The 22,235-nt window shown below is 72.1% G+C and carries 20 protein-coding genes; 13 read left to right on the forward strand and 7 right to left on the reverse strand.

The features are described from left to right. Positions 1 to 2: 2 nt before the first annotated feature. From ACFQV6_RS14795 to ACFQV6_RS14850, 12 genes are all read left to right on the forward strand, one after another. Positions 3 to 476: a hypothetical protein gene (locus ACFQV6_RS14795; protein WP_378028030.1), complete on the forward strand. Its 474-nt coding sequence runs from the start codon at positions 3 to 5 to the stop codon at positions 474 to 476. Further along, a complete protein-coding gene (locus ACFQV6_RS14800; protein WP_378028031.1) occupies positions 473 to 1,144 on the forward strand; it encodes a DUF5947 family protein in 672 nt (223 codons plus the stop codon). The genes ACFQV6_RS14795 and ACFQV6_RS14800 overlap by 4 nt, the downstream gene beginning before the upstream one ends. Continuing rightward, on the forward strand, positions 1,141 to 1,782 hold the full coding sequence (locus tag ACFQV6_RS14805; protein ID WP_378028032.1) for a DUF6084 family protein: 642 nt from the start codon (positions 1,141 to 1,143) through the stop codon (positions 1,780 to 1,782). The genes ACFQV6_RS14800 and ACFQV6_RS14805 overlap by 4 nt, the downstream gene beginning before the upstream one ends. After that, positions 1,779 to 3,095, forward strand: a complete 1,317-nt coding sequence (locus tag ACFQV6_RS14810; protein ID WP_378028033.1) for a hypothetical protein — start codon at positions 1,779 to 1,781, stop codon at positions 3,093 to 3,095. The genes ACFQV6_RS14805 and ACFQV6_RS14810 overlap by 4 nt, the downstream gene beginning before the upstream one ends. Next, complete coding sequence (locus tag ACFQV6_RS14815; RefSeq protein WP_378028034.1) at positions 3,089 to 3,211, forward strand: DUF6893 family small protein; 123 nt, start codon at positions 3,089 to 3,091, stop codon at positions 3,209 to 3,211. The genes ACFQV6_RS14810 and ACFQV6_RS14815 overlap by 7 nt, the downstream gene beginning before the upstream one ends. Beyond that, positions 3,208 to 3,708, forward strand: coding sequence for a hydrogenase maturation protease (locus ACFQV6_RS14820; protein WP_378028035.1), 501 nt, complete (start codon positions 3,208 to 3,210; stop codon positions 3,706 to 3,708). The genes ACFQV6_RS14815 and ACFQV6_RS14820 overlap by 4 nt, the downstream gene beginning before the upstream one ends. 1 nt (position 3,709) lies before the next feature. Beyond that, the gene (hypF, locus tag ACFQV6_RS14825) at positions 3,710 to 6,316 is read left to right on the forward strand and encodes a carbamoyltransferase HypF (RefSeq protein WP_378028036.1); all 2,607 of its coding nucleotides are present in this window, start codon (positions 3,710 to 3,712) and stop codon (positions 6,314 to 6,316) included. A gap of 39 nt (positions 6,317 to 6,355) precedes the next feature. Then, positions 6,356 to 6,610 (forward strand): HypC/HybG/HupF family hydrogenase formation chaperone, encoded by a 255-nt coding sequence (locus ACFQV6_RS14830; protein WP_378028107.1) that lies wholly within the window; start codon positions 6,356 to 6,358, stop codon positions 6,608 to 6,610. Continuing rightward, a complete protein-coding gene (hypD, locus tag ACFQV6_RS14835; RefSeq protein WP_378028037.1) occupies positions 6,594 to 7,688 on the forward strand; it encodes a hydrogenase formation protein HypD in 1,095 nt (364 codons plus the stop codon). Before ACFQV6_RS14830 ends, hypD begins: the two co-directional genes overlap by 17 nt. Beyond that, entirely contained in the window at positions 7,685 to 8,734 is a 1,050-nt protein-coding gene (gene hypE / locus ACFQV6_RS14840; protein WP_378028038.1) for a hydrogenase expression/formation protein HypE, read from the forward strand. The genes hypD and hypE overlap by 4 nt, the downstream gene beginning before the upstream one ends. 2 nt (positions 8,735 to 8,736) lie before the next feature. Beyond that, on the forward strand, positions 8,737 to 9,441 hold the full coding sequence (locus ACFQV6_RS14845; RefSeq protein ID WP_378028039.1) for a DUF6390 family protein: 705 nt from the start codon (positions 8,737 to 8,739) through the stop codon (positions 9,439 to 9,441). Between the two features lie 101 nt (positions 9,442 to 9,542). Continuing rightward, positions 9,543 to 10,049 carry a peptidase inhibitor family I36 protein gene (locus tag ACFQV6_RS14850; RefSeq protein WP_378028040.1) on the forward strand — a complete coding sequence of 169 codons (507 nt, stop codon included), beginning with the start codon at positions 9,543 to 9,545 and terminating at the stop codon, positions 10,047 to 10,049. Between the two features lie 17 nt (positions 10,050 to 10,066). Here the strand turns inward: ACFQV6_RS14850 and ACFQV6_RS14855 are convergent, their stop codons facing one another. The 6 genes from ACFQV6_RS14855 to ACFQV6_RS14880 all read right to left on the reverse strand — a co-directional run bounded on the left by ACFQV6_RS14855 (position 10,067) and on the right by ACFQV6_RS14880 (position 20,195). Beyond that, a complete protein-coding gene (locus ACFQV6_RS14855) occupies positions 10,067 to 13,066 on the reverse strand; it encodes a BTAD domain-containing putative transcriptional regulator (protein ID WP_378028041.1) in 3,000 nt (999 codons plus the stop codon). A 478-nt stretch (positions 13,067 to 13,544) separates the two neighbouring features. After that, positions 13,545 to 14,327 carry an SAM-dependent methyltransferase gene (locus ACFQV6_RS14860; RefSeq protein ID WP_378028042.1) on the reverse strand — a complete coding sequence of 261 codons (783 nt, stop codon included), beginning with the start codon at positions 14,325 to 14,327 and terminating at the stop codon, positions 13,545 to 13,547. Positions 14,328 to 14,376: 49 nt separating this feature from the next. Continuing rightward, a complete protein-coding gene (locus tag ACFQV6_RS14865; protein ID WP_378028043.1) occupies positions 14,377 to 15,213 on the reverse strand; it encodes a carbohydrate ABC transporter permease in 837 nt (278 codons plus the stop codon). Beyond that, positions 15,210 to 16,127 (reverse strand): carbohydrate ABC transporter permease, encoded by a 918-nt coding sequence (locus tag ACFQV6_RS14870; RefSeq protein ID WP_378028044.1) that lies wholly within the window; start codon positions 16,125 to 16,127, stop codon positions 15,210 to 15,212. The genes ACFQV6_RS14865 and ACFQV6_RS14870 overlap by 4 nt, the downstream gene beginning before the upstream one ends. Next, positions 16,124 to 17,443, reverse strand: a complete 1,320-nt coding sequence (locus ACFQV6_RS14875; RefSeq protein WP_378028045.1) for an ABC transporter substrate-binding protein — start codon at positions 17,441 to 17,443, stop codon at positions 16,124 to 16,126. Before ACFQV6_RS14875 ends, ACFQV6_RS14870 begins: the two co-directional genes overlap by 4 nt. A gap of 16 nt (positions 17,444 to 17,459) precedes the next feature. Beyond that, the gene (locus ACFQV6_RS14880; protein WP_378028046.1) at positions 17,460 to 20,195 is read right to left on the reverse strand and encodes a family 78 glycoside hydrolase catalytic domain; all 2,736 of its coding nucleotides are present in this window, start codon (positions 20,193 to 20,195) and stop codon (positions 17,460 to 17,462) included. 187 nt (positions 20,196 to 20,382) lie between these two features. Between ACFQV6_RS14880 and ACFQV6_RS14885 the strand changes: the two genes are divergently transcribed. Beyond that, positions 20,383 to 21,324, forward strand: a complete 942-nt coding sequence (locus ACFQV6_RS14885) for a helix-turn-helix domain-containing protein (protein WP_378028047.1) — start codon at positions 20,383 to 20,385, stop codon at positions 21,322 to 21,324. Positions 21,325 to 21,408: 84 nt separating this feature from the next. Here the strand turns inward: ACFQV6_RS14885 and ACFQV6_RS14890 are convergent, their stop codons facing one another. Beyond that, on the reverse strand, positions 21,409 to 21,993 hold the full coding sequence (locus tag ACFQV6_RS14890; protein ID WP_378028048.1) for a hypothetical protein: 585 nt from the start codon (positions 21,991 to 21,993) through the stop codon (positions 21,409 to 21,411). Positions 21,994 to 22,235 lie beyond the last annotated feature (242 nt).

Below are 22,235 nucleotides of genomic sequence, written 5' to 3' on the forward strand. Positions count from 1 at the left end.
CCGTGCCGGACGTTCAGGACTGGCGGGCTGCCGGCGCCCGCATCGACGCGCTGATCGACGCCGAGACGGCCGGCCGGGACCGGGCCGAGGAACTCGTGCGGGTGGTCACCGGGCTCTACGGCGCCGGCCTGGAACGGCTGCTCGGCGTGCTGCACGACGCCGGGGCGCTCACCGACGAGGTGGTCGCCGCGGTGGCCGGTGACGACCTCGTCGCCGGGTTGCTGCTGGTGCACGGCCTGCACCCGTACGACACGGCCACCCGGGTGGCCGCCGCGCTGGCCGGCACCGGTGTGGAGCTCGTCGAGGTGACCGCCTCGGGCGTGTGCCGGTTGCGGGTGTCGCACGGCCATCCGCCGGCCGGCCTGGAGGAGATCGTCGAGGCCGCCGCGCCGGAGGTCACCGGCATCGAGGTGGCGGCAAAGCCGGCGCTCATCCCGGTGGCGTCGCTGTTCGCCCGGGTGGCTGAGCCGACATGAGCGACAACGCTGCCGGGCCGCTCTCCACGCTGCGCCGGATAGCCCGCAGCCGGCCCGCACCGCCGGAGGAACGCTGCGACATGTGCGCCACCCCGCTCGGCGGCGGCCATCCGCACGTGGTGGACCTGGAGACACGGCAGCTGATGTGCGCCTGCCGTGCCTGCTACCTGCTGTTCACCGACGCCGGCGCGCACCTGCGCTACCGGGCTGTTCCGGACCGCCACCTGTCGTTTCCCGGGCCGGTGGTCGACGAACGGGCCTGGGACGAGCTGCAGATCCCGGTCGGGCTCGCGTTCCTGTTCCACAACTCGGCGCAGGAGCGGATGGTGGCCTTCTACCCCGGCCCGGGCGGCGCCACCGAGTCCGAGCTGGACCTGCCGGCCTGGGAGCGGATCGTGGCGGAGCACCCCGTGCTGGCCACGCTGCAGCCGGACGTGGAGGCGCTGCTCGTGCGGCGGGGGGCGGACGCGTACCTGGTGCCGATCGACGCCTGCTACGAACTGGTCGGCCGGCTGCGCACGCTGTGGCGCGGCTTCGACGGCGGCCGCGAGGCGCACGAGGCGGTCGCCGTGTTCTTCGGCGCCCTGCGCGAGCGCAGCCGCCCGGCCGGCGACGCGCGCCCGGCCGGTGACGCCCGCCCGGCCGGTGGCGGGGAGGGGACCGGATGAGCGGCTACCGGTTCACCGTGCTGGATGTGGCCGCCGAGCCGTACGCGGTGGCGCCGCAACTGACCGCGCGGCTGCGCATCGAGGAGACCACCGGCCGCCGGATCCACGCGATCGCGCTGCGCTGCCAGGTGCGGATCGAGCCGCAGCGGCGCCGGTACGACGAGGGTGAGGAGGACGGGCTGCGCGGCCTGTTCGGCGAGCGCAGCCGGTGGGGCGACACCCTCAAGCCGTTCCTCTGGATGCAGGCCAACACCACGGTGCAGGGTTTCACCGGGCACACCGAGACCGATCTCGCCCTGCCCTGCACCTACGACCTGGACGTGATCGGCACCCGCTATCTGCACGCGCTCGGCGCCGGTGACGCGCCGCTGGACTTCCTGTTCTCCGGCACGATCTTCACCCGCGGCGGCAGCGGCTTCGAGGTGGAGCAGGTGCCGTGGGCGTGCGAGGCCCGGTACGCGATGCCGGTGGCGGTGTGGCGCGAGATGATCGCCTCCTACTTCCCGAACTCCGGCTGGCTGCGGGTCGGCTCGGACGTGCTCGCCGACCTGGCCGCGTTCCGGGCCCGGCACGATCTGATCAGCTGGGACGAGACGATGCAGCGGCTGCTGTCCGCCGCGGACCGGCCGGCGCCGTGAGCCTCGCCGCGGCCCGGGCGGTCGCCGACACGGTGCTCTACGAGGGTTACCTGCTCTATCCGTACCGGGCCAGTGCGGCGAAGAACCGGTCCCGCTGGCAGTTCGGGGTGCTCGGGCCGCCGCTCGCGGCCGCGCCGGCCTTCGCCGAGCCGCCCTCCCTGTCGATGCAGTGCCTGCTGTCCGGTGCCGGAGCTGTCACGGTCCACCTGCGGTTTCTCCAGTTGCAGGCGCGCGAGGTGCGGGACGGCTCGGGCACGCCGGTCGCGTCGCTGACCGTGGCCGGGCAGCGTGTGCTGAGCTGGGACGAGGCGGTGGAACGGGAGATCACCCTGCCGATGGTGCCGCTGTCGGGCACCGCGGAGTTCCCGGTGACCGTGCCGGGAGGCGCCGACGAGGAACCGCTCGACGGTGCCGACCAGGCGCCGCTTCGCGGTGGCGGCCGCGTTGTGCGCCGCCGCTGGCCGCTGGCAGCGCGGGTGCGCACCGCGGTCGAGCCGGACGGTGACCTGCTGCGCCTGACCGTCACGGTGACCAACGAGCATCCCGGGCCGGTGACCGGCAAGGACGAGACGGCTCGCCATTCGCTGCTCGGCACGCACCTGCTGATCGAGGCGCATGACGCGGCGTTCGTCTCGGTGCAGGAACCGCCGCCGGGCGCCGCCGAGGCCGCCGCCCGGTGCCGGCAGGAGCGTTGCTGGCCGGTGCTGGCCGGGTCGTCCCACCTGCTGCTCGGGGCGCCGATCATCCTGTACGACCACCCGCAACTGGCCGAGCAGAGCCCCGGCGCGCTGTTCGACGCCACCGAGATCGACGAGATCCTCACCCTGCGCGTGATGACCATGACCGACGCCGAGAAGGCGGAGGCCCGCGCCACCGACCCGCGCGCCGCCGCGATCGTCGACCGCTGCGACGACCTCGCCCCCGCCGACCTGCAACGCCTGCACGGCACCCGCCTCGACCCGCCACCCTCCGACGGCCCGGCACTCTCCGACGGCCCGGCGCCTTGGTGGGATCCGGCCGCGGACGCCGCGGCCGACCCCGCGACCGACGCGGTGCTGATCGCCGGGGTGCGGGTCGCCAAGGGGAGCCTGGTGCGGGTGCACCCGAGCCGGCGGGCCGACGCGCAGGACCTGTTCTACGCGGGCCAGGTCGCCCGGGTCACCGCGGTCTTCTCCGACGTGGATGGCGACACGCATGTGGCCGTCGTCCTGGTCGACGATCCGGCCGCCGACCTGCACGACTGGTACGGCCGCTACCTCTACTTCGCCCCCGACGAGCTCGAACCTCTGGAGCAGGAGGACCACGCATGTTGAAACTGATCGGTGCCGCCACCACCATCGCGCTCGGGGCCGCCACGGCATACGCCGTCCTGCTGGTCGTGGATTCGATTCCGGACATCCAGCGGTACCTGAAGATCCGCGCGATGTGAACGTCCTGGTGGCCGGCATCGGCAATCTGTTCCTGGGCGACGACGGGTTCGGGCCCGAGGTCGTCCGGCGGCTGGCGGCCGAGCCCGCCCGGCCCGGGGTACGGGTGTCCGACTACGGCATCCGCGGCATGCACCTGGCCTACGACCTGCTCGACGGGTACGACCTGCTGATACTCGTCGACGCACTGCCCAGCGCCGGCACGCCGGGCGAGGTCGTGGTGCTCGGCGTCGGCCCGGACGACGTCGGCCCCGCCGAGTTCGATCCGCACGGCATGAACCCGGTCGCCGTCCTCGGCGGCCTGTCCCGGCTCGGCGGCACGCTGCCACCGACCGTCGTCGTCGGCTGCCGCGTCGCCGCGGTGACCGAGGGCATCGGCCTCAGCCCATCAGTCGCCGCCGCAGTACCAGCCGCCGTCGACGCCGTGCGCACCGTGCTGACCCGCTGCCCCGCCGACTCCGGCGAACCCCGCATGACCACCGACTCCGGGAGGTCGTGACATGTGCCTCGGCATTCCCGGCCAGGTGGTGGAGATCGTCGACGGCTACGCGGGCCAGCTGGCGCTCGTGGACGTCGAGGGCGCCCGGCGGCGGGTCAACATCGGCATGCTGGACGCGCCGCCGGACCCGGGCGCGTGGGTGCTCATCCACCTCGGCTTCGCGGTCGAGGTGATCAACGCGGCGCGCGCCGGGCAGGCCATGGAGGGCCTGGAGCTGGTCGGCCAGCCCCGGCGGGCGCGGCGGCGGCTCACCGTGACCGGCCTGGTCCAGGGGGTCGGCTTCCGGCCCTTCGCGTACGCGACAGCGGCCTCCCTGGCCCTGGCCGGTTCGGTGGCCAACACGACCGGCGGCGTGATCATCGAGGTCGAGGGCGAGCCCGCCGCGGTGGACGACTACGGCCGCCAGTTGCGCACCGGCGCTCCCCCGCTCGCCATGATCGTCGACGTACGGGAGGAGGACGTGCCGGTCCGGGGCGGCACCGGCTTCACGATCGAGGCGTCCCGCAGCGACGGCACCGGGCGCACGCTCGCCTCACCGGACGTCGCCACCTGCGCCGACTGCCTGCGCGAACTGCGCGACCCGGCCGACCGCAGGCACCGGCACCCCTTCATCACCTGCACCAACTGCGGGCCGCGCTTCACGATCATCACCCGTCTTCCGTACGACCGGAACGCCACCACGATGGCCGGATTCCCGATGTGCCCGTCCTGCCGGTCCGAATACGACAACCCGGACGACCGCCGGTTCCACGCCCAGCCGATCGCCTGCACCGACTGCGGCCCCCGGCTGGAACTCGTCGACGCGGCCGGCACCCCGATCAGCAAGGACGACCCGGTGGAGGCCGCCCGCCGGCTGCTCGCGGACGGCCGGATAGTCGCGGTCAAGGGCCTGGGTGGCTACCACCTGGCCTGCGACGCCCGCAACACCGCCGCGGTGACCGAGTTGCGCCGCCGCAAGCAGCGCGGCGGCAAACCGTTCGCCGTCATGGTCGCCGACCTCGACGTGGCCCGCCGCCTGGTCACCCTCACCCACGACGAGGAACAGCTGCTCGCCGGGATACGCCGCCCCATCGTGCTGCTGCCCCGCCTGCCCTCCCCCGCCACGCCGGCCGCAACCGCGAACCAAGGCGGGCCTGAGGTCGCGGCGCGGGTCGCCGACGAGGTAGCGCCGGGCAACCCCGACCTCGGGCTGCTGCTGCCCTACACCCCGCTGCACGTGCTGCTGTTCGGCCTCCCGGGTGACCCTCCCGGACCGGACGCACTGGTGATGACCTCGGGCAACCTCGCCGGCGAGCCGATCGTCACCGACGACGCCGAGGCGCTGACCCGGCTCGGTGCGCTCGCCGACGCGTGGCTGCGGCACGACCGGCCGATCCGGGTGCCGGCCGACGACTCGGTGAGCCGGGTCGCCGCCGGGGCCGAACTGCCCATCCGCCGATCCCGGGGATACGCGCCGCTGCCGATCGCGCTGCCGTTCGAGGTACCCCCGATGCTGGCCGCCGGCGCCGACCTGAAGAACACCTGCGCCGTGGGCGAGGGCCGGTACGCCTGGCTCAGCCAGCACATCGGTGACATGGACGACCTGGCCACCATCACCGCGCTGACCGCCACCGAACGTCATCTCGAGGAGCTGACCGGGGTGCGGCCCGAGATCGTGGTGGCCGACCTGCACCCGGAGTACCGGTCGTCGCAGTGGGCCCGCCGGCACGCCGAGGGCCGGCCGCTGCAGCTGGTGCAGCACCACCACGCGCACATCGCGTCGGTGATGGCCGAGCACGGCCTCGGGCCCGGCGAGCAGGTCATCGGTGTCGCGTTCGACGGCACCGGGTACGGCCCGGACGGCGCCGTGTGGGGCGGCGAGGTGCTGATCGCCGGCTACAAGTCGTACCGCCGCGCGGCCCGGCTCGGCTACGTCCCACTGGCCGGCGGTGATGCGAGCGTGCGCCGCCCGTACCGGATGGCCCTGGCCCACCTGCACGCCGCCGGCGTCGCCTGGCACCCCGGCCTGCCACCGGTGCGCGTCTGCCCGCCCGCCGAACGCGACCTGCTCGCCCGCCAGTTCTCCGGCGCCGGCGAAACCGGCGCCGGTCATGGCAGCGGCAGCGGCGGGGGCTGCGTGCCGACCTCCAGCATGGGGCGGCTGTTCGACGCGGTGGCGTCGCTGGCCGGGGTACGGCAGCACGTCGAGTACGAGGCCGAGGCCGCCATCGGGCTCGAAGGGCTGGCGTATCGGGCGGCAGGCGAGCTTGCTCACCCGTACCGGATCGAAGTTTGTCCTTGTCAAGACGGACCGGACGTCGCCGACGCCGGCCCGATGATGCGCCGGATCGCGGCCGATGTGCTTGTCGGTGTGCCGGCGGCGAAGGTGGCGGCCAGGTTCCACGGCGCGGTGATTCTGCTGATCGCCGAGCTGGCGGACCGGTGCCGCGAGCAGACCGGGCTCGATGTGGTGGCGCTCGGCGGTGGTGTCTTCCAGAACGCGCTGCTGATCGGCGGCGCGGAGCGGGTCCTGCGGGAGCGTGGCTTCACCGTGCTGCGACCGCGGCTGCTGCCGCCCAACGACGGCGGCATCGCGCTGGGTCAGCTGGTGATCGGCGCGTCCGTCTGACCGATTCCGACCATCGTGATCAAGGAGGGAGTGACGCTCATGTGCCTGGCGGTTCCGGGGCGCGTGCTGAGCCTGGCCGAGGTCGACGGCGTGCCGATGGCCGAGGTCGACTTCGGTGGCGTGCGCAAGAACGTCTGCCTGCAGTACATCCCCGACGCCGGCGTGGGCGAGTACGTGGTGGTGCACGTCGGCTTCGCCATCCAGCGGCTCGACGAGGCGTCGGCGCGCGAGACGCTGGCCAATTTCGAGCGGATGGGCATCCTGGAGGAGGAGTTCGGTGAAGTACCTCGATGAGTTCAGCAATCCCGACCTGGCCCGCCGGCTGCTCGAGGCGATCCACGAGGTCACCACCCGTTCGTGGGCGATGATGGAGGTCTGCGGCGGTCAAACCCACTCGATCATCCGGCACGGCATCGACCAGCTGCTCCCCGACGGCGTCGAGATGATCCACGGGCCGGGCTGCCCGGTCTGCGTCACGCCGCTCGAGACGATCGACAAGGCACTGGCCATCGCCGCCGAGCCCGGGGTGATCTTCTGTTCGTTCGGTGACATGCTGCGGGTGCCGGGCAGCAGCCAGGACCTGTTCGCGGTGAAGAGCGCGGGCGGCGACGTGCGGGTGGTGTACTCGCCGCTGGACGCGCTGACGCTGGCCCGGGAGAACCCGGACCGGCAGGTGGTGTTCTTCGGTATCGGCTTCGAGACGACGGCGCCCGCGAACGCCATGACCGTCTACCAGGCGCAGCGTCTCGGCGTGAAGAACTTCTCGTTGCTGGTGTCGCATGTGCTGGTGCCGCCCGCGATCGCCGCCATCATGGAGTCGCCGCGCTGCCGGGTGCAGGCGTTCCTCGCCGCCGGGCACGTGTGCAGCGTGATGGGCACCAGCGAGTACCCGCCGCTGGCCGCGAAGTACGGCGTGCCGATCGTGGTCACCGGCTTCGAGCCCCTGGACATCCTGGAGGGGATCCGGCAGACCGTCGTGCAGCTGGAGGCCGGGCAGCACGAGCTGCGCAACGCGTACCCGCGGGCGGTGCGGGCCGAGGGCAACCCGGCGGCGATCGCCATGCTGCGTGACGTGTTCGAGGTGACCGACCGGACCTGGCGGGGCATCGGGATGATCCCCGGCAGCGGGTGGCGGCTGTCCGAGCGCTACCGGGAGTACGACGCCGAGGTGCGGTTCGACGTGGGCGGGGTGCGCACGTCGGAGTCGCCGCTGTGCCGGTCGGGTGAGGTGCTGCAAGGGCTGCTCAAGCCCAACGAGTGCGAGGCGTTCGGCAAGCAGTGCACGCCGCGGAACCCGCTCGGGGCGACCATGGTGTCGTCGGAGGGGGCTTGTGCGGCGTACCACGCGTACCGGCTGGTGGGTACGGCGTGACCGCTGACCTGGATTTCGAGGGCTGGACCTGCCCGGTGCCGCTGCGGGACACCCCCACGGTGGTGATGGGGCACGGTGGCGGCGGGGCGATGTCCGACGAGCTCGTGCGCCATCTCTTCCTGCCGGCGTACGGGCCGTTCGCCTCCGGCGACAGTGCGGTCGTGCCGGTCGGCGCGTCGCGGATCGCGTTCTCCACCGACTCGTACGTGGTGAAGCCGATGTTCTTCCCCGGCGGGTCGATCGGCGACCTGGCCGTCAACGGCACCGTCAACGACCTGGCGATGTCCGGCGCCACCCCGCTGTATCTCTCGATCGCGTTCATCCTGGAAGAGGGCACCGAGCTGGCCACGGTGGGCCGGATCGCGGCGGCGGTCGGAGCGGCGGCGCAGGCGGCCGGCGTCCGGGTCGTCACCGGCGACACCAAGGTCGTGGACAACGGCAGCGGCGACGGCGTCTTCCTCAACACCGCGGGCGTCGGCGTGGTGCCCGACGGTGTCGAGATCGGCCCGCACCGGGCCGCACCCGGGGACGCCGTGCTGATCAGCGGCGACATCGGCGTGCACGGGGTGGCGGTGATGAGCGTGCGGGAGGGCCTGGAGTTCGCCACCGGCGTGGCCAGCGACACGGCGCCGCTGCACGCCCTGGTCGGGGCGATGCTGGCCACCGGAGCCGACGTGCACGTGCTGCGTGACCCCACTCGCGGCGGGGTGTCCGCGTCGCTCAACGAGATCGCCCGTACGGCCGGGGTGGGCGTCGAGCTGACCGAACGTGATCTGCCGATCCCGGCCGGGGTGGCCGACGCGTGCAGCCTGCTCGGGCTGGACCCCCTCCAGGTGGCGAACGAGGGCAAGCTGCTGGCCTTCGTACCGCCCGGCGCCGCCGGCGAGGTGCTGGCGGCGATGCTGGCGCACCCGCTCGGCGCCGGGGCCCGCCGGATCGGCACCTGCGTGGCCGAGCATCCCGGGATGGTGGTGGCGCGGACCGCGCTCGGCGGCAGCCGGGTGGTCAGCATGCCGATCGGCGAACAGCTGCCCCGGATCTGCTGAGCATGAGCGCGGCCGGTGCGCTGATGTTCGCGCGGTACGCCTACCCGCCGAACGAGCTCGGCTACTGCGGTCCGGCCGGTGACATGCTGTCCGCCTCGGCTGCGGAGATCGCCCGGCGGGCCCGGGAGTTCGAGGGCGCCTGGGTCTACCTGGAGTTCCTGGCGTCGGCCGCCGGCATCGCGGATCCGCTGGACGAGGCGGTGGTGGAGGCGTACTGGGTGGGCAACGGTCTGGTCGACCTGCCCTCGCCGGCCGACCTGACGGGATATCTGCGGCGCCGGTTCGCGGGGCAGACGGGCGGCACCTGGGCGACGGCGTGGCGGCACGCTGCCGCGCATCACAGCTTCCACGTCTTCGAGGTGTACCCGTGGGCCGCCCTGCTGCGCCGCACCGGCAACCCCACGGCCGTGACCGTTCTCGATCAGTGCCGGATCCGCACGGGGGTGGTTCTGACCGTGGCGGGCGGCACCGCGACGGTCTCCGGGCGGCCACTGATCTGGAAGAAAGATCAGCTGGGGTACGGGGAGACGCGCTCGGAGACGGTCGCCTGGTCGGTGGAGGGGCGGTCGCTTCTCGCGGGGCTGGCTCCCGGCGATCGGGTCGCACTGCACTGGAACTGGGTCTGCGACATCCTGACCGACGAGCAGATGTCCCGCATCCTCCTCCACGAGGAGCGGCAGCTGCGCCTGCTCACCTCCGCCGCGTAGGCGCGCGGGCCGGAGGTTCCGCAACCTTTCCACAAGTTTTCCGCAGCCGGCGGGCGACAGCGTGAGCGGCATCGGAAAACCCCTGTGAAAGTGAGGTTGCCATGACATCCACCCGATCGTCGCGGACCCTGGTGCGCTCGGTCCTCGCCCTGACCCTCGGCATCCTGGGCCTGGTCGCGGCGGCGTCCCCGGCCGTGGCGTCGCCCGCACCCGCACCCCCGGACTCCTCGTCGAGGCCGGCGTCGATGAGCGCGGCAGCGCCGTCGCCGGCCAAGGATGTGGCAGCGCTGGTCGGCTGTCCGGCCGACTCGGTGTGCCTGTACAACGACAAGGACTTCAACGGGCACGTCTTCACCCTGGCGGCCGGCGGCTCGACAACGAGCCTGCACGCCTTCGCCTGCTCGCCCTGTGACAGCCCGAAGCACGGCGCCGGCGACGGCAACTTCGGCGACCAGATGAGCGCCTGGGTGAACAACACGTCGTGGTCGTACTGCTGGTACTACGACATCAACTACCGCAGTTACGTCAACGTCATGCCGCCGGGATCAGCGGTGGCCTGGGTCGGCACGCGAGCTCAGGACGAGGCCTCCTCGATCCGGCCCTGCTGACAGCGATCCCGCCCGTGTCACGACCCGCATCTGACGCGCTCGGCCTGCTCCGGCGGGCCGAGCGCCGCCAGACCCTGCTGGGCGCGAGCCTGCTGAGCGCGGGCGCCGCCCGCGACACCGAGAGCACTGGTGTACGCCTCGGCTGCCTCGCCCGGCCGGCCGGCCGCGAGCAGCGCCTCCCCCAGCCCGTTGAGTGCCGACGCCTGACCGCGCCGGTCACCCAGCGCCCGGAACAGTTCCAGGGCCTGCCCGTGGTGGTCACGGGCACGCTCGTACCGGCCGAGCCGGGTCTCGCAGGCGCCCAGGCTGTCCATGGTCTCGGCCTGGCTGCTGCGGTGGCCGAGTTCCCGGAACAGCGACAGTGCCTGCCGGTGCCGGGCGGCGGAGGCGCCGTACCGGCCCGCGAGGGCTTCGATCTCGCCGAGGCTGTTGTACGCCCAGGCCTCCCCGAAGGTGTGGCCGGCCTTGCGGTGCAGCGTCAGGGCCAGTTCCGCGTGGTCCCGGGACTGCCGTTCGCGGCCCAGGCGGGCGCCGACCGACGCGAGCCGGGTGAGAGCGTGCGCCTCCCCGATGAGGTCGCCGAGCCGCCGGTAGCGCAGCAGCGCCTGCTCGTACCGGGTGGCCGCGGCGGCGTACCGGGCCTGCTGCTCGTCGAGAGCGGCCAGGTTGCCGAGGGCGCGGGCCTGGCCCCGTTCGTCGCCGGCCTTCGCGGCGAGCCGACGGGCGAGTTCCAGGTGACTTCTCGCCTCCGCCGGGTGCCCGGCGAGGGCGTCGAGGTGGGCGAGGGCGTTCAGGGCGTACGCCTCGGCAGCGGTGTCACCGAGCAGGCGGGCCGCCGTACGCGCACTGCTGTGGATGGTGACGGCCGTGCCGTGGTCGCCACCGTCGAGGTAGCGGTAGAGCAGCGCCGACGCCTGTACCGCGTGATGCGGATGGTGGTGCGACGCCGCGTGCACGGCGGCCGCGGCCAGGTTGGGCAGTTCGGTGCGCAGCCATCCGCGGGCGGCGACCACCCCGGTGATCACCGGCATCGGCGTGCCGGGCGGCGGGATCGCCGGGCGCCGGTCCGCCTCACCCGGATAGAGGACCTGCATGGCCGCGGAGGCTCCGGCCAGATAATGATCGAGCAGCCGGGTCAGTGCGGCGGGCGCGCCGGGCTGTTCCCCGGCGAGCCGGACGGCGTACGCGCGAAGCAGATCGTGCAGCCCGTACCTGTCCGCCCCGGCCGGGTGGATCAGATGTGCCCGCACCAGTGCGCTCAGGGACCGGTGTGCCTCGGCGAGTGTGCAGCCGGCGAGGGCGGCCGCCGCGTAGGCGTCCAGGTCCGCTCCGGGGTGCAGGCCGATCAGGGTGAACAGCCGTACCGCGGCGGTGCGCAGGTGCCGCAGCGACCAGGAGAAGACCGCGCTGACGGCGGCCCGCGGGTCCTCGCCGTCACTGAGCAGGTCGAGGCGCCGCTGCTGCTCGGCCAGTTCGCCGGTGAGCGTGGCCAGGCCGGTCGCCGGGCGGGCGGCGGCCAGTTCCGCGGCGACGCGCAACGCCAGCGGCAGCCGGGCGCACTGCTCGGCCAGCAGGGCCGCGGCCTCGGGCTCACGGTCGACCCGGGCTCCCACAAGCTGCCCCAGCAGGCGTGCCGCGTCAACGGCGGGCAGCAGGCCGAGGGCGACTCGGCGGGCGCCGTTGACCGAGACCAGGCCGGCCAGGGAGTCCCGGCTGGTGACGATGACGGCGCACCCGGTCGTGCCGGGCAGCAGGTGGCGCAGCTGCTCCACGGCGGACGCGTTGTCCAGCACGATGAGCATGCGCCGCCCGGCGAGCCGGGTCCGGTAGTGCGCGGCGCGCTCGTCGACACCCGCCGGTACGGGCTGTCCGGTACCGGCGATCGAGGCCAGCAGCGCGCCGAGGGCGCCGAGCGGGGTCACCGGCTGTTCCGGGTCGTAGCCGCGCAGGTTGACGTAGAGCTGGCCGTCGGGGAACCGCTCACGGACCCGGTGCGCCCAGTGCACGGCTAGGGCGGTCTTGCCGGCGCCGGCCGTACCGGTGACGCAGATGATCAGCGGCGCCTGCCCGGCAGCGTCGTCCAGGAGCCGGTCGAACTCGGCGATCTCGCCGGTCCGGCCGGTGAAGGCCGCGACGTCGGCCGGCAGCTCGGCCGGCACGGCTACTTGAACCGGCACGGCTGGTTGCGCCGGCACGGCTGTTTGCGCCGGCACTGGAGCGGCTGTTTGGGCGGCGGGCGGGAAGGGAGCCGGAGCGGCCCGGGACGGCATCGGTGGCTCGTCGCGGAGCACTGACTGGTGTGCGGCGCGCAGGTCCGGGCCGGGGTCGACGCCGAGTTCGTCGCGCAGCAGGCGCCGAGTCCTGTCGAAGCGGTCCAGCGCGTCGGCCGCCCGCCCGGTGGCGTGCAGGGCCAGGACCAGCGCGGCGGCGGCCGGCTCGAGCATCGGCCGTTCCCCGGCGAGTTCGGTCAGCGGCACCAGCACGCTCTCGGCCCGGCCGAGGGTGATCTCGGCGTGTGCCCAGGCCACCGTCGCCTGCACGTGATCCTGGCGCAGCGACTCCCGCATCCGCCGCGCCCAGGCACCGCCCACTCCGGCGAGCGGCTCACCGCGCCAGAGCGCCAGCACCTCGCGCAGCAGCGCCGCGCGGGCCTCGCCGGGCAGGCCCGGGGCCCGGCTGCGGGTGAGCAGACCGCGGAAGGCCAGCACGTCCACCTGTTCGGCACCGGCGTCGAGCAGGTAGCCGCCGGGCGCGCGGACCAGCGGATGGCCGGTCTCCCCCGGGCCGGCCACCTCGTCGAGGGCGCGCCGCAGCCGGGCGATGTACGCGTACAGCGAGCGGCGCGCCTGCGACGGTGCCGCGTCGCCCCACACCCGGTCGATGAGGGTGTCCCGGCTCACCGGCCGGCCCGCCTCCAGCAGCAGCGCCGCCAGCACCGCTCGCTGCCGGGGCTCCCCGATCGCCGCCGCCCGGCCACCCGCGAGGACCTCGACCGGCCCCAGAACCCGGAACTGCATCTCAGCCGCCCTGCGTGTCGCCCCGGGACCGGTCCCGAGGATGGCCGTCCTCGCAACACGTTCGCGGGACGCCCCCTCCCGGATCGACGGTGACGCATATCCGTCAGCGTTCGCCGTCCACAGGGCCGCCCAGGCGCACACGGTGGGGGTTCGGGTGGACGCCGCCGGGCCCTGCAACGTGGATGGACGCGCACATTGGGGTTATGTGCGCGCCGACATGGCCCCTGACGTGGGCAGACGCGCACGTAACCCCAACGTGTGCACCCACCCCGCCGAGGACCGCCGCGCAACGCGGATCGGCAGGAGCGAGCGGCAGCAGCGGGCGGCGCGAACTTGCGGACGGCGTGGACGCACGGGAGTAGGCGGCGTTGGGCGCGCGGGAGCGGCGGGGTGGGCGGTGGGTGCGGGCGGGAGTAGGCGGCGGAGTGGGCGGCGGGTGCGGGCGGGAGTAGGCGGCGGGAGTGGAGTAGGCGGGCGGTCAGGGTTTGCGGGCTACGCCGCCGTAGAGGGCTACCTGCGCGTCGGTGAACGGCACGTCCTCGTCCGGCCGCCACTGCAGGATCGGCACCACTCCCGGCTCCACCATCTCCATCCCCGGGAAGAACCGGGCCACCTCGTCACGGGTGCGCAGGCGGGTGGGAATTCCCTGGCGGCGCATCACGTCGCCGAAGCGGTCCCACTTCTCCGGGTCGTGGTCGGCGGTGATGTGGGAGATGACCAGGTAGCTGCCGTGCGGCAACTCGGCCATCAGGCGGGCGACGATCCCGTACGGGTCGGCGGGGTCGGGCAGGAAGTGCAGCACCGCGTAGAGCAGCAGCGCGACCGGTTTGTCCAGGTCGATGGTCTCGCGAATCTCCGGTGAGGACAGGATGCGCTCGGGTTCGCGCAGGTCGGCGTCGAGGTAGCTGGTGCCCGGGGAGGTCAGCAGGGTGCGGGCCTGCGCGAGGACCAGGGGGTCGTTGTCGGCGTAGACGACCCGGGCGGACGGGTCCACCGCCTGCGCGACCTGGTGGACGCTGGGTTCGGTGGGCAGGCCGGTGCCGAGGTCGACGAACTGGCGGATGCCCGCCTCGGCGGCGAGGTACCGCACGGTTCGCCGCATGAAGGCCCGGTTCTGCCGGGGTGCGGTCGCCGCGTCCGGGTTCACCTTGAGCCCTTCGGCGGCGGCCGCGCGGTCGGCCGCGTAGTTGCTGGTGCCGCCGAGCAGGAAGTCGTACACCCGGGCGGGGTGTGGCCGCCCGGTGTCCAGTGGTTCGGCCATGATCTCTGCCCCCATCGATCAAACTTGATCCAGAGAGAATAGACCCGAATCATCCCTTGATGGCGCCTGAGGTCATGCCCGCGACGATGCGGCGGTTGAAGAACAGGAACATGATCAGTGGTGGAACGGTCACCAGCAGGATGTCCATGAACAACAGGTGGTACTGGGTGCTGAACTGGCCCGCGAAGTTGTAGACGGTGGTCTGCACGGTGGCGTTGTTGGAGCCGGGCAGGAAGTACAGCGGATTGACGAAGTCGTTGAAAACGGTCACCGACTGCACCACCACGGCGGTGATGATGACCGAGCGGAGCAGCGGAAATATCACCCGGAAGAAGAGCCGCAGGGGCCCCGCGCCGTCGATGATGGCCGCCTCGTCGAGTTCGCGCGGGATGGTCGCGATGAACGCCCGGAACAGCAGCACGCAGAAGCTGAGCCCGAAGGCGATCTCGATGGCGATCAGGCCGGGCATGGTGCCGAACAGGCCGAGCCCGTCGAGCACCCAGATGGTCGGCACCACGGCCGGCGGGATGATCAGCCCGCACAGCACCAGGAAGTTGATCAGGCCGTTCCAGCGGGAGGTGCGCCGTTGCAGGACGAACGCGACCATCGCCGCGAGCACCACCATGATCGTCACACTGGAGACGGTCAGGATCGTGCTGTTGATGTAGGCGATGATCAGCATGTAGTCGCGGGCCTGGAGCACCTCGATCAGGTTCGGCACGAACTGGAACTGGGTGGGCCACGAGAAGTCCAGCTCCGCCGCCTGCCGGGCGCCCTTGGCGGCGGTGAGCAGGATGAACGCGAACGGGATCAGGAACACCACGGCGGTGACGACGATCGCTGCCGAACCGAGCAGCCAGGCTCTCGCCCGCGCGGACAGGATCACAGCTCGACCTCCTTGCGGTTGAGGAACCGCGACAGCGGCAGCACGATCGCGGTGACCACGAGGAAGAGCACCACGTTGCCGGCGGTGGACAGGCCGTAGAAACCGGCCTGGTACTGCTTGTAGATCACCGAGGCGATCACGTCGGAGGTGAAGCCGGGCCCGCCGCGGGTCATCGCCCAGATCAGGTCGAACGAGCGGAGCCCGCCGATCAGCGACAGGATGATCACGGTGACGGTTGCCGGGCGGGCCAGCGGCAGGATCAGGTGCCGGAAGCTGTGCCAGGCGCTCGCGCCGTCGACCCGGGCGGCCTCGAAGTACTCCTGCGGGATGGACACGATCCCGGCGATGTAGATCAGCGTGGCGAGCCCGACACCCTTCCAGATGTCCACCAGGGCCACCGAGAGCAGCGCGTAGGACGGGTCGGTGAGCCAGCCGGGGCCCTGGACGCCGACAGCGGCCAGCGACTGGTTGATCAGGCCCTGTTCCGGGTCCATCAGCACGGTGAAGGTGAGGCCGACACCGATGGTGCTGACCAGCACCGGGAAGAACACCACCGACCGCAGGTAGCCGCGGGCCACGATCCGGGAGGTGAGCAGGATGGCGAGCAGCAGACCGAGGACGACCTTGGCCCCGGACGTGACGATGCCGTAGATCAGGGTGTTGACGAAGCCCTTGACCAGCGCGGGTTCGCCGAAGAACGTGACGAAGTTGTCCAGGCCGACGAAGTGCGACTCGAACAGCGTCCAGCGGGTCAGGCTGAAGTAGAACGACGCGAACGTCGGGACCAGGAAGAGGATGCCGTAGACGACAGCCGCCGGCAGGAAGAACCAGTTCGGGTACGGGCTACGCGCTCGCGCGGGGGACGACCCGGGAGCCCGGGTCGTCCCTTCACGAACGGCGGTCACCGTGCTCATGACCATCCCGGCAGGCCGAGCTGCTGTGCCTGCTTCTTGACGTCCTCGTCGTACAGTTTCGCCCCGTCGGCCGCCTTGCGGATGCCGGAGCCGACCTCGACGCAGATCTGCTCGAGCGCCGGGCCCTTGACCGGGGACACGAACTCCAGGGCCAGGCCGGACGCGCCAGGCGTACCGATGTAGGTCTGCATGTCCTTGACCACCTGCGGCACGGAGTCCGGCAGCGTGCAGCCCTGCACCGCGAACGGTCCGTTGATCACGGTGGCGGCGGCCTGCGCGGCGCAGCCGTCGGGGCTGGCCATGAAGGCCAGGAACTTCTTGGCGGCGTCGAGCTTGGCGCCGGTGGTGCTGACCGGGATGTAGGCGCCGCCCGGTGCCCACACGGTGAGGCCGTTCTTGGCGGCGTCGTTGCCGGGGATCGGGAACAGCCCGATCTTGTCGGCCTGCTCCGGGAAGGTGCCGAGGAGCTGGCTGATGATGCCGGACAGGATCGGGTACTGCGCGCCCTCACCCTTGGCCAGCTGCTCGACGGCGTCGTTGAGCTTGGCCGAGGCGAAGTCCTTGTTCACATATCCGGCGTCGTGGACCTGCTGGAGGTGCTCGAAGCCGGCCAGCGCGGCCGGGGTGGTCGCGTACTTGGCCTGGTTGGCGGTGTACTTCTCGGCGAAGTCCGGCTGGGCGGCGCTGACGTTGTGGAAGTCGCCGAGCACGAACAGCTGCGACGTCCAGGTCTCGCCGTAGGACTGGATGACCGGTGCCACGCCGGAAGCCTTGATCTTGGCGTTGTTGGCCATGAAGTCGTCCCAGGTCTTCGGGACCTGGAGGCCGAGTTTGTCGAAGACGGTCCGGTTGTAGAGGATCGCGCCGGCGTTGTAGGTGCCGAACGGCGCCCCGAACACCTTCCCCTCGCTGGTCACCGAGATCTTGAAGTTCTCGTCGACCTGCGCGGCCCACGGCTGGTCGTCGATGGCGACCAGATTCTTGGTCGGGGCGAGCGCCTGCACCAGGGAACCCGAGTTGTACTGGAACACGTCGGTCATGTCGCCCGTCGACAGGCGGGTCTTGACCAGGTTGTCACCCTCGGTGCCCTGCGGGCGGGTCTCCACCTTCACGGTGATGCCGGGGTTCTTGGCGTTGAACGCACTTGCCAGGCCCTCGGCCATCTTGCTGTTGGTGTCGGAGTTGTCGACGAGGAACGACAGCGTGACGGCGGCACCGTCACCCTCGTCGTCGCTGGAGCCGAGGCTGCCGGCACTGCAGCCGGACAGCGCGAGCGCGGCGGCCGTGACGGCGGCCAGGACTATCTTGATCTTCATCTTCTCTCCCAGGGGGTCAGACAGCGGTGCCGGGCAGCAGCCCGGTGAGGCGGTGGCGCAGGTCGGCGGCGTTCGGCACGAAGCCGCCCGAGGTGAGGGCATCGATGAGCTGGTCGGCGGGTGCGTCCAGGTAACGGCTGAGCCGGGCGGCCACCGCCGGCTCGTCGGCCGCGGCGCCCGCCTCGATCGCGGCGGCCACCACCGACTGCCAGAGCGGTTCGCGGTCGAGCACGTCACGCACGGTGGCGAACGCGGGTTCGGTGACCGGGTCAGGGACGGTCCAGGAGTGGTTGCCGTGGGTGACCCGCACCGGGCCGGTGCCGGGCAGATGCACGGTTGCCGTGCTGCCCACCGGCACGCGCAGGTCGAGGCGGAAATCGCCGCCGGCTCGCTGCCAGGAGACCTCGGCCATGCCGTACGGCGTGAGATGCCGGGCCGACGCCGAAGTCAGGCCGTTCCCGGGGACCGGGGCGACCAGCAGTTCGCGGTAACCGGGTGCGGCGGGAGCCAGGCCGGCGACCCGGCGGTGCAGCCAGTCCGCGACCGCACCGAGCGCGTAGTGGTTGAACGAGGTCATCTCGCCGGGGTTGATCGACCCGTCCGGCAGCATGCTGTCCCAGCGCTCCCACACCGTGGTGGCACCCATCGTCACCGCGTAGAGCCAGGACGGGCAGCCGGTCTGCAGCAGCAGCCGGTAGGCCACGGCGGACTCCCCCGCGTCGGTGAGCGCGTCGGCGATCAGCGGGGTGCCGACGAAACCGGTGGCGATGCGGAAACCCGAGGTGCGTACCAGATCCGCGAGCCGCCGGCCCGCGCGCTCACGCTGCCGCGGCGACGGCAGAAGGGCCCATTCCAGAGCCATCGCGTACGCCGTCTCAGCGTCGCCGAGCACACGCCCGCCCTCGGTAACGTACTCGGCGGCGAACGCGGCCCGCACCCGTTTCGCCAGGTCGCCGTAGTGTGCGGCGGTCGCGGTGTCGCCGAGCACCTCGGCCGCCTCGGCCAGGACCTGCGCCGAGCGGGCCAGGTGCGCGGTGGCGATGACGTCCGCGTCGGTGCGGGCCTGGAACGGGTTCTCCGGCGGCGCGGCCGGGTCCAGCCAGTCGCCGAACTGGAAACCGCCGGTCCACAGCAGGTCGTCACCGGCCAGGCCAGCGATCCGGTCCACCCAGGCGCGCATGCTCGGCAACTGCCGGGCCAGCAACTGACGGTCACCGGTACGCCGGTACAGCACCCAGGGCACGATGGTCGCCGCGTCACCCCAGGCCGCGGCCGACGGTGACTCCCCGTGCAGGACGTCCGGCACCACGAACGGCACCGAGCCGTCCTTGTACTGCTCGGCGGCGAGGTCGGCCAGCCACGAGGTGAGGAAACCGGCGCTGTCGAAGAGGAACGAGGCGGTCGGCGCGAACACCTGGATGTCACCGGTCCAGCCGAGCCGCTCGTCACGTTGCGGGCAGTCCGTCGGCACATCGAGGAAGTTGCCGCGCATCCCCCACACGACGTTCTCGTGGAACCGGTTCAGCAGGTCGTGGGAGCTGTCGAACCAGCCGGTACGCCGCAGGTCGGAGCCGACCACGACCGCCTCGACGTCCTCCGGGCGCAGGTCGCCGGCGCCGGTGACCTCCGCGTAGCGGAAGCCGTGGAAGGTGAAGACCGGTTCCAGGACCACCTCGTCCGGGCCGGCCAGCACGTAGGTGTCGGTGGCGGCGGCGGTGCGCAACGGCCGCACGCCGAGCTCGCCGTTCTCCAGCACCTCGGCGTGCCGCACGGTGATCTCGTGACCCTCGGTGTGGCCGCGGGTGCGCAGCCGGACCCAGCCGACGAGGTTCTGGCCGAAGTCGATCAGGTTGCCGGTGATCGACACGGCGGGCAGGACGCCGGTCACCCGCACCGGCGGGCCGTCGGCGCCGACGAGGGGGGTCAGGTCGGCCTCCACCTTGTCGACCCGGTGCCGGGATGCGGACGTCTCTCGGAGATCGGTGCGCTGTCCGTCGTACAGATCATCGCTCTTGATCTGGCTCGAGGATCCCTGCCACGTCTCGTCGGTGACCACCGACTGGATCGTGCCGTCGGCGAACGTCAGCTCGAGCTGGGCCAGCAGCGCGAGCCGGTCGCCGTAGAGTGCGCTGCCCTCGGCGAAGCCGAGACGGCCGCGGAACCAGCCGTTGCCGAGCAGCACGCGAAGATCGTTCTGGCCGTCGCGCAGCAGGCCCGTGACGTCGTAGGCCTGGTAGCGCAGCCGGCGCGAGTAGCTGGTCCAGCCGGGGGCGAGTTCCTGGTCGCCGACCCGCACGCCGTTGATCTCGGCGCGGTAGAGGCCGTGCGCGGTGGCGTAGAGGCGGGCGCTGACCACCTCGCCGGTGACGGTGAAGCCCTTGTGCAGGGCGTTGTCGTCGTCGAGCGGGCTGATGAACTGTGCGGTCCAGTCGCCGGTCGCCAGACCGTTCTCGACCACCGCGGCCTCGCTCCAGTCGCTCCACCCGCTGTCACCGTCACCGTCACCGTCACCGCGCACCCGGACCCGCACCTCGGCACGCTCGCGGGACTGCAACGGCTCGGCCGGCCACGGCACCAGGACCTGCTCGGCGGACTCCACCCGGTGGCTCGCGCCGTTCACCGAGATCTCGTAGGCCTGCTGCCGGTAGTCCGGCTCGGCCTCCTCGACGATCCAGGAGATCCGCGGGGTGCGAGTGGCGACGACGCTCGCGTCGGTGTGGTGTTCGAAACGCGGGGCGGACGGGCGCGACATGGGGCTCCTCACGGACGATGTGGTACTCGCCCGCACTGTGACCGCTGGGTTAACGCGGTGTTGCGGGCGCAGCTCCATCGTTCTTCCGCCGCACCGGCACGGATAGGCCAAGCTGCACCAGGGGTAGCACGATATTGACCTCGTGTGGGTCTGGCGCGCGGACCCGGTGCCGTGCTTTCGTGTGCGCGTGAGCGAACCCCCCGTCGAGCACGACCACGGCCGTGGGCTGCTCTATTTCGCCGACGGGTCGCTGGCCTACGCCGGGCACTACCTGCACCAGGACACCCACCCGGACCACACGCACAGCTTCGTGGAGATCGCCGTCGTCGTCGGCGGCGAGGGCCGGCACCGCTCCGTGCTCGGCCCGGAACGCATCTCCGTCGGCGACGTGCTGCTGCTGCGGCCCGGCGTCTGGCACGGGTACGAGCAATGCCGCTCCCTGGACCTGTACAACTGCTGCTTCTCGGTCGACCTGCTGCACCGGGAACTCGCCTGGACCCGCGAGGATCCGCTCCTCGGCTACCTGTTGTGGACCGGGCCGTACGCGATGCAGCGCCGTGGCATGCTGACCGCGCACCTGTCACCGGGCGAGCTGGCGGCGTGCATCGAGCACCTCGACGCGCTGGACAAACTGCGCGCGCAGCCGGTCGAGCAGCATCGGGGGGATCTGATCGGGCGGCTGACGCTGTTCCTGTCGGTGCTGTCCCGGTCGGTCGCCGGGGAGCAGGCGGCGGCGCCCACGCACCCGGCCGTCAGCCACGCGATGCGGTTGATGGAGGCGGACCTCGCCCGGCGGTGGACGCTGGCCGAACTCGCGGCGCGGCTGGGGTTGAGCGCGGGATATCTGGTGCGGTTGTTCAAGGCGGCCACGGGGCTGCCGCCGGTCGCGTACCTGTCCCGGCACCGGGTGGAGACGGCGGCGAACCTGCTGCTGCACACCGACGATCCGATCACGCTGATCGCGCAGAACGTGGGGTGGCCGGATCAGAATTACTTCGCTCGGCGGTTCCGGGCGCATTACGGGTTGAGTGCTTCGGTTTACCGGGCGCGGTTCACGCATGGGACGGTGCGGTTGGGGGCTACCGGGCAGCCGATCAAGGGGCGGGATACGGCGGGGGCCGGGCGATAGTCTCCTCGCCCGGCCACCGCACATCCCCCGTTCCCCCCGTCCTTTCCCCGCCCGGTCTCCCGTTCCGGTGTCTTGGTGTGTTTGTCAGTGCAGCGCGCGGGCTGTTGTCCGCATGGGTGTGATCACTTGTTCCCGGGCGTCGGGTGTCCGCCTGCCGAGCGGGGCGAACGCCGCCATCAGCAGGAGCGCGCCCAGCGGCAGCAGGTCGAGCCGGACGGTGATCGCGGCGATGCCGAGGCCGAACAGCAGCGGGCTCCAGAAGGGGACGCGGCGGGCGGCTACGGAAAGACCCAGCAGGGTGAGCATGCCCAGGGTGAACGCCATGGGGCCGGCCGCCTCGAGGAACTCGGGCAGTGGCGCCGACTCGCGGAAGCTCCGGGAGAGGTCGCCGGTGATCACCCAGAGGAAACAGGCGGCCCCGAAGACGGTGGCGACCGCGGCCACCGAGGCGACCCGGCGGGCTCCTCGCGGGACCAGACGGGTGAGCCGCACGGCGAGGAAGCCGAACAGGACCATGGCGGCGAAGAACGCCAGGTGCCCGATGTTCCAGGCCAGTCCGGGGCCCCGGTGGCCGTCGAAGCCGTCGACCAGCCGCAACAGCCCGTAGGTCAGCATCAGGATCGGTGCGCCCACGGCTGCCCGGCGGACGATGACGCTGTTCGATGACATGTGGTGACGGTATTGCCGTGGCGGGGCTCGGGAATACCGGCGGTTTCCCTGGTACTCCCCCGAGCCGCCCCCGCCACAACCCCTAGGGCTTCCTAGGAACCTATCTTGTTTGGGTCGCGGCGCGGGCGGCGCGGGGCCGCTTGGTTGGCCCGGGCGTTAGTGGCTGTCTCTCTACCTATTTCCGCAGCTAGCGCCAGTATCGCTCCTCCCGGCTCGGTCTCTGCCGTTCGGATCTGCGTCAC

It is taken from the genome of Actinoplanes sp. GCM10030250, from assembly GCF_042666575.1.
In the GTDB taxonomy this organism is placed as follows: Bacteria; Actinomycetota; Actinomycetes; order Mycobacteriales; family Micromonosporaceae; genus Actinoplanes.

Bases quoted from the DNA above. Each gene is read 5' to 3' on its own strand.
- ACFQV6_RS14875 (WP_378028045.1), bottom strand. From the start codon at position 17,443: ATGAAGATCAAGATAGTCCTGGCCGCCGTCACGGCCGCCGCGCTCGCG.
- ACFQV6_RS14850 (WP_378028040.1), top strand. From the start codon at position 9,543: ATGACATCCACCCGATCGTCGCGGACCCTGGTGCGCTCGGTCCTCGCC.
- ACFQV6_RS14845 (WP_378028039.1), top strand. From the start codon at position 8,737: ATGAGCGCGGCCGGTGCGCTGATGTTCGCGCGGTACGCCTACCCGCCG.
- ACFQV6_RS14860 (WP_378028042.1), bottom strand. From the start codon at position 14,327: ATGGCCGAACCACTGGACACCGGGCGGCCACACCCCGCCCGGGTGTAC.
- ACFQV6_RS14815 (WP_378028034.1), top strand. From the start codon at position 3,089: ATGTTGAAACTGATCGGTGCCGCCACCACCATCGCGCTCGGGGCCGCC.
- hypF (WP_378028036.1), top strand. From the start codon at position 3,710: ATGTGCCTCGGCATTCCCGGCCAGGTGGTGGAGATCGTCGACGGCTAC.
- ACFQV6_RS14855 (WP_378028041.1), bottom strand. From the start codon at position 13,066: ATGCAGTTCCGGGTTCTGGGGCCGGTCGAGGTCCTCGCGGGTGGCCGG.
- ACFQV6_RS14890 (WP_378028048.1), bottom strand. From the start codon at position 21,993: ATGTCATCGAACAGCGTCATCGTCCGCCGGGCAGCCGTGGGCGCACCG.
- ACFQV6_RS14830 (WP_378028107.1), top strand. From the start codon at position 6,356: ATGTGCCTGGCGGTTCCGGGGCGCGTGCTGAGCCTGGCCGAGGTCGAC.
- ACFQV6_RS14880 (WP_378028046.1), bottom strand. From the start codon at position 20,195: ATGTCGCGCCCGTCCGCCCCGCGTTTCGAACACCACACCGACGCGAGC.
- ACFQV6_RS14805 (WP_378028032.1), top strand. From the start codon at position 1,141: ATGAGCGGCTACCGGTTCACCGTGCTGGATGTGGCCGCCGAGCCGTAC.
- ACFQV6_RS14800 (WP_378028031.1), top strand. From the start codon at position 473: ATGAGCGACAACGCTGCCGGGCCGCTCTCCACGCTGCGCCGGATAGCC.
- ACFQV6_RS14870 (WP_378028044.1), bottom strand. From the start codon at position 16,127: ATGAGCACGGTGACCGCCGTTCGTGAAGGGACGACCCGGGCTCCCGGG.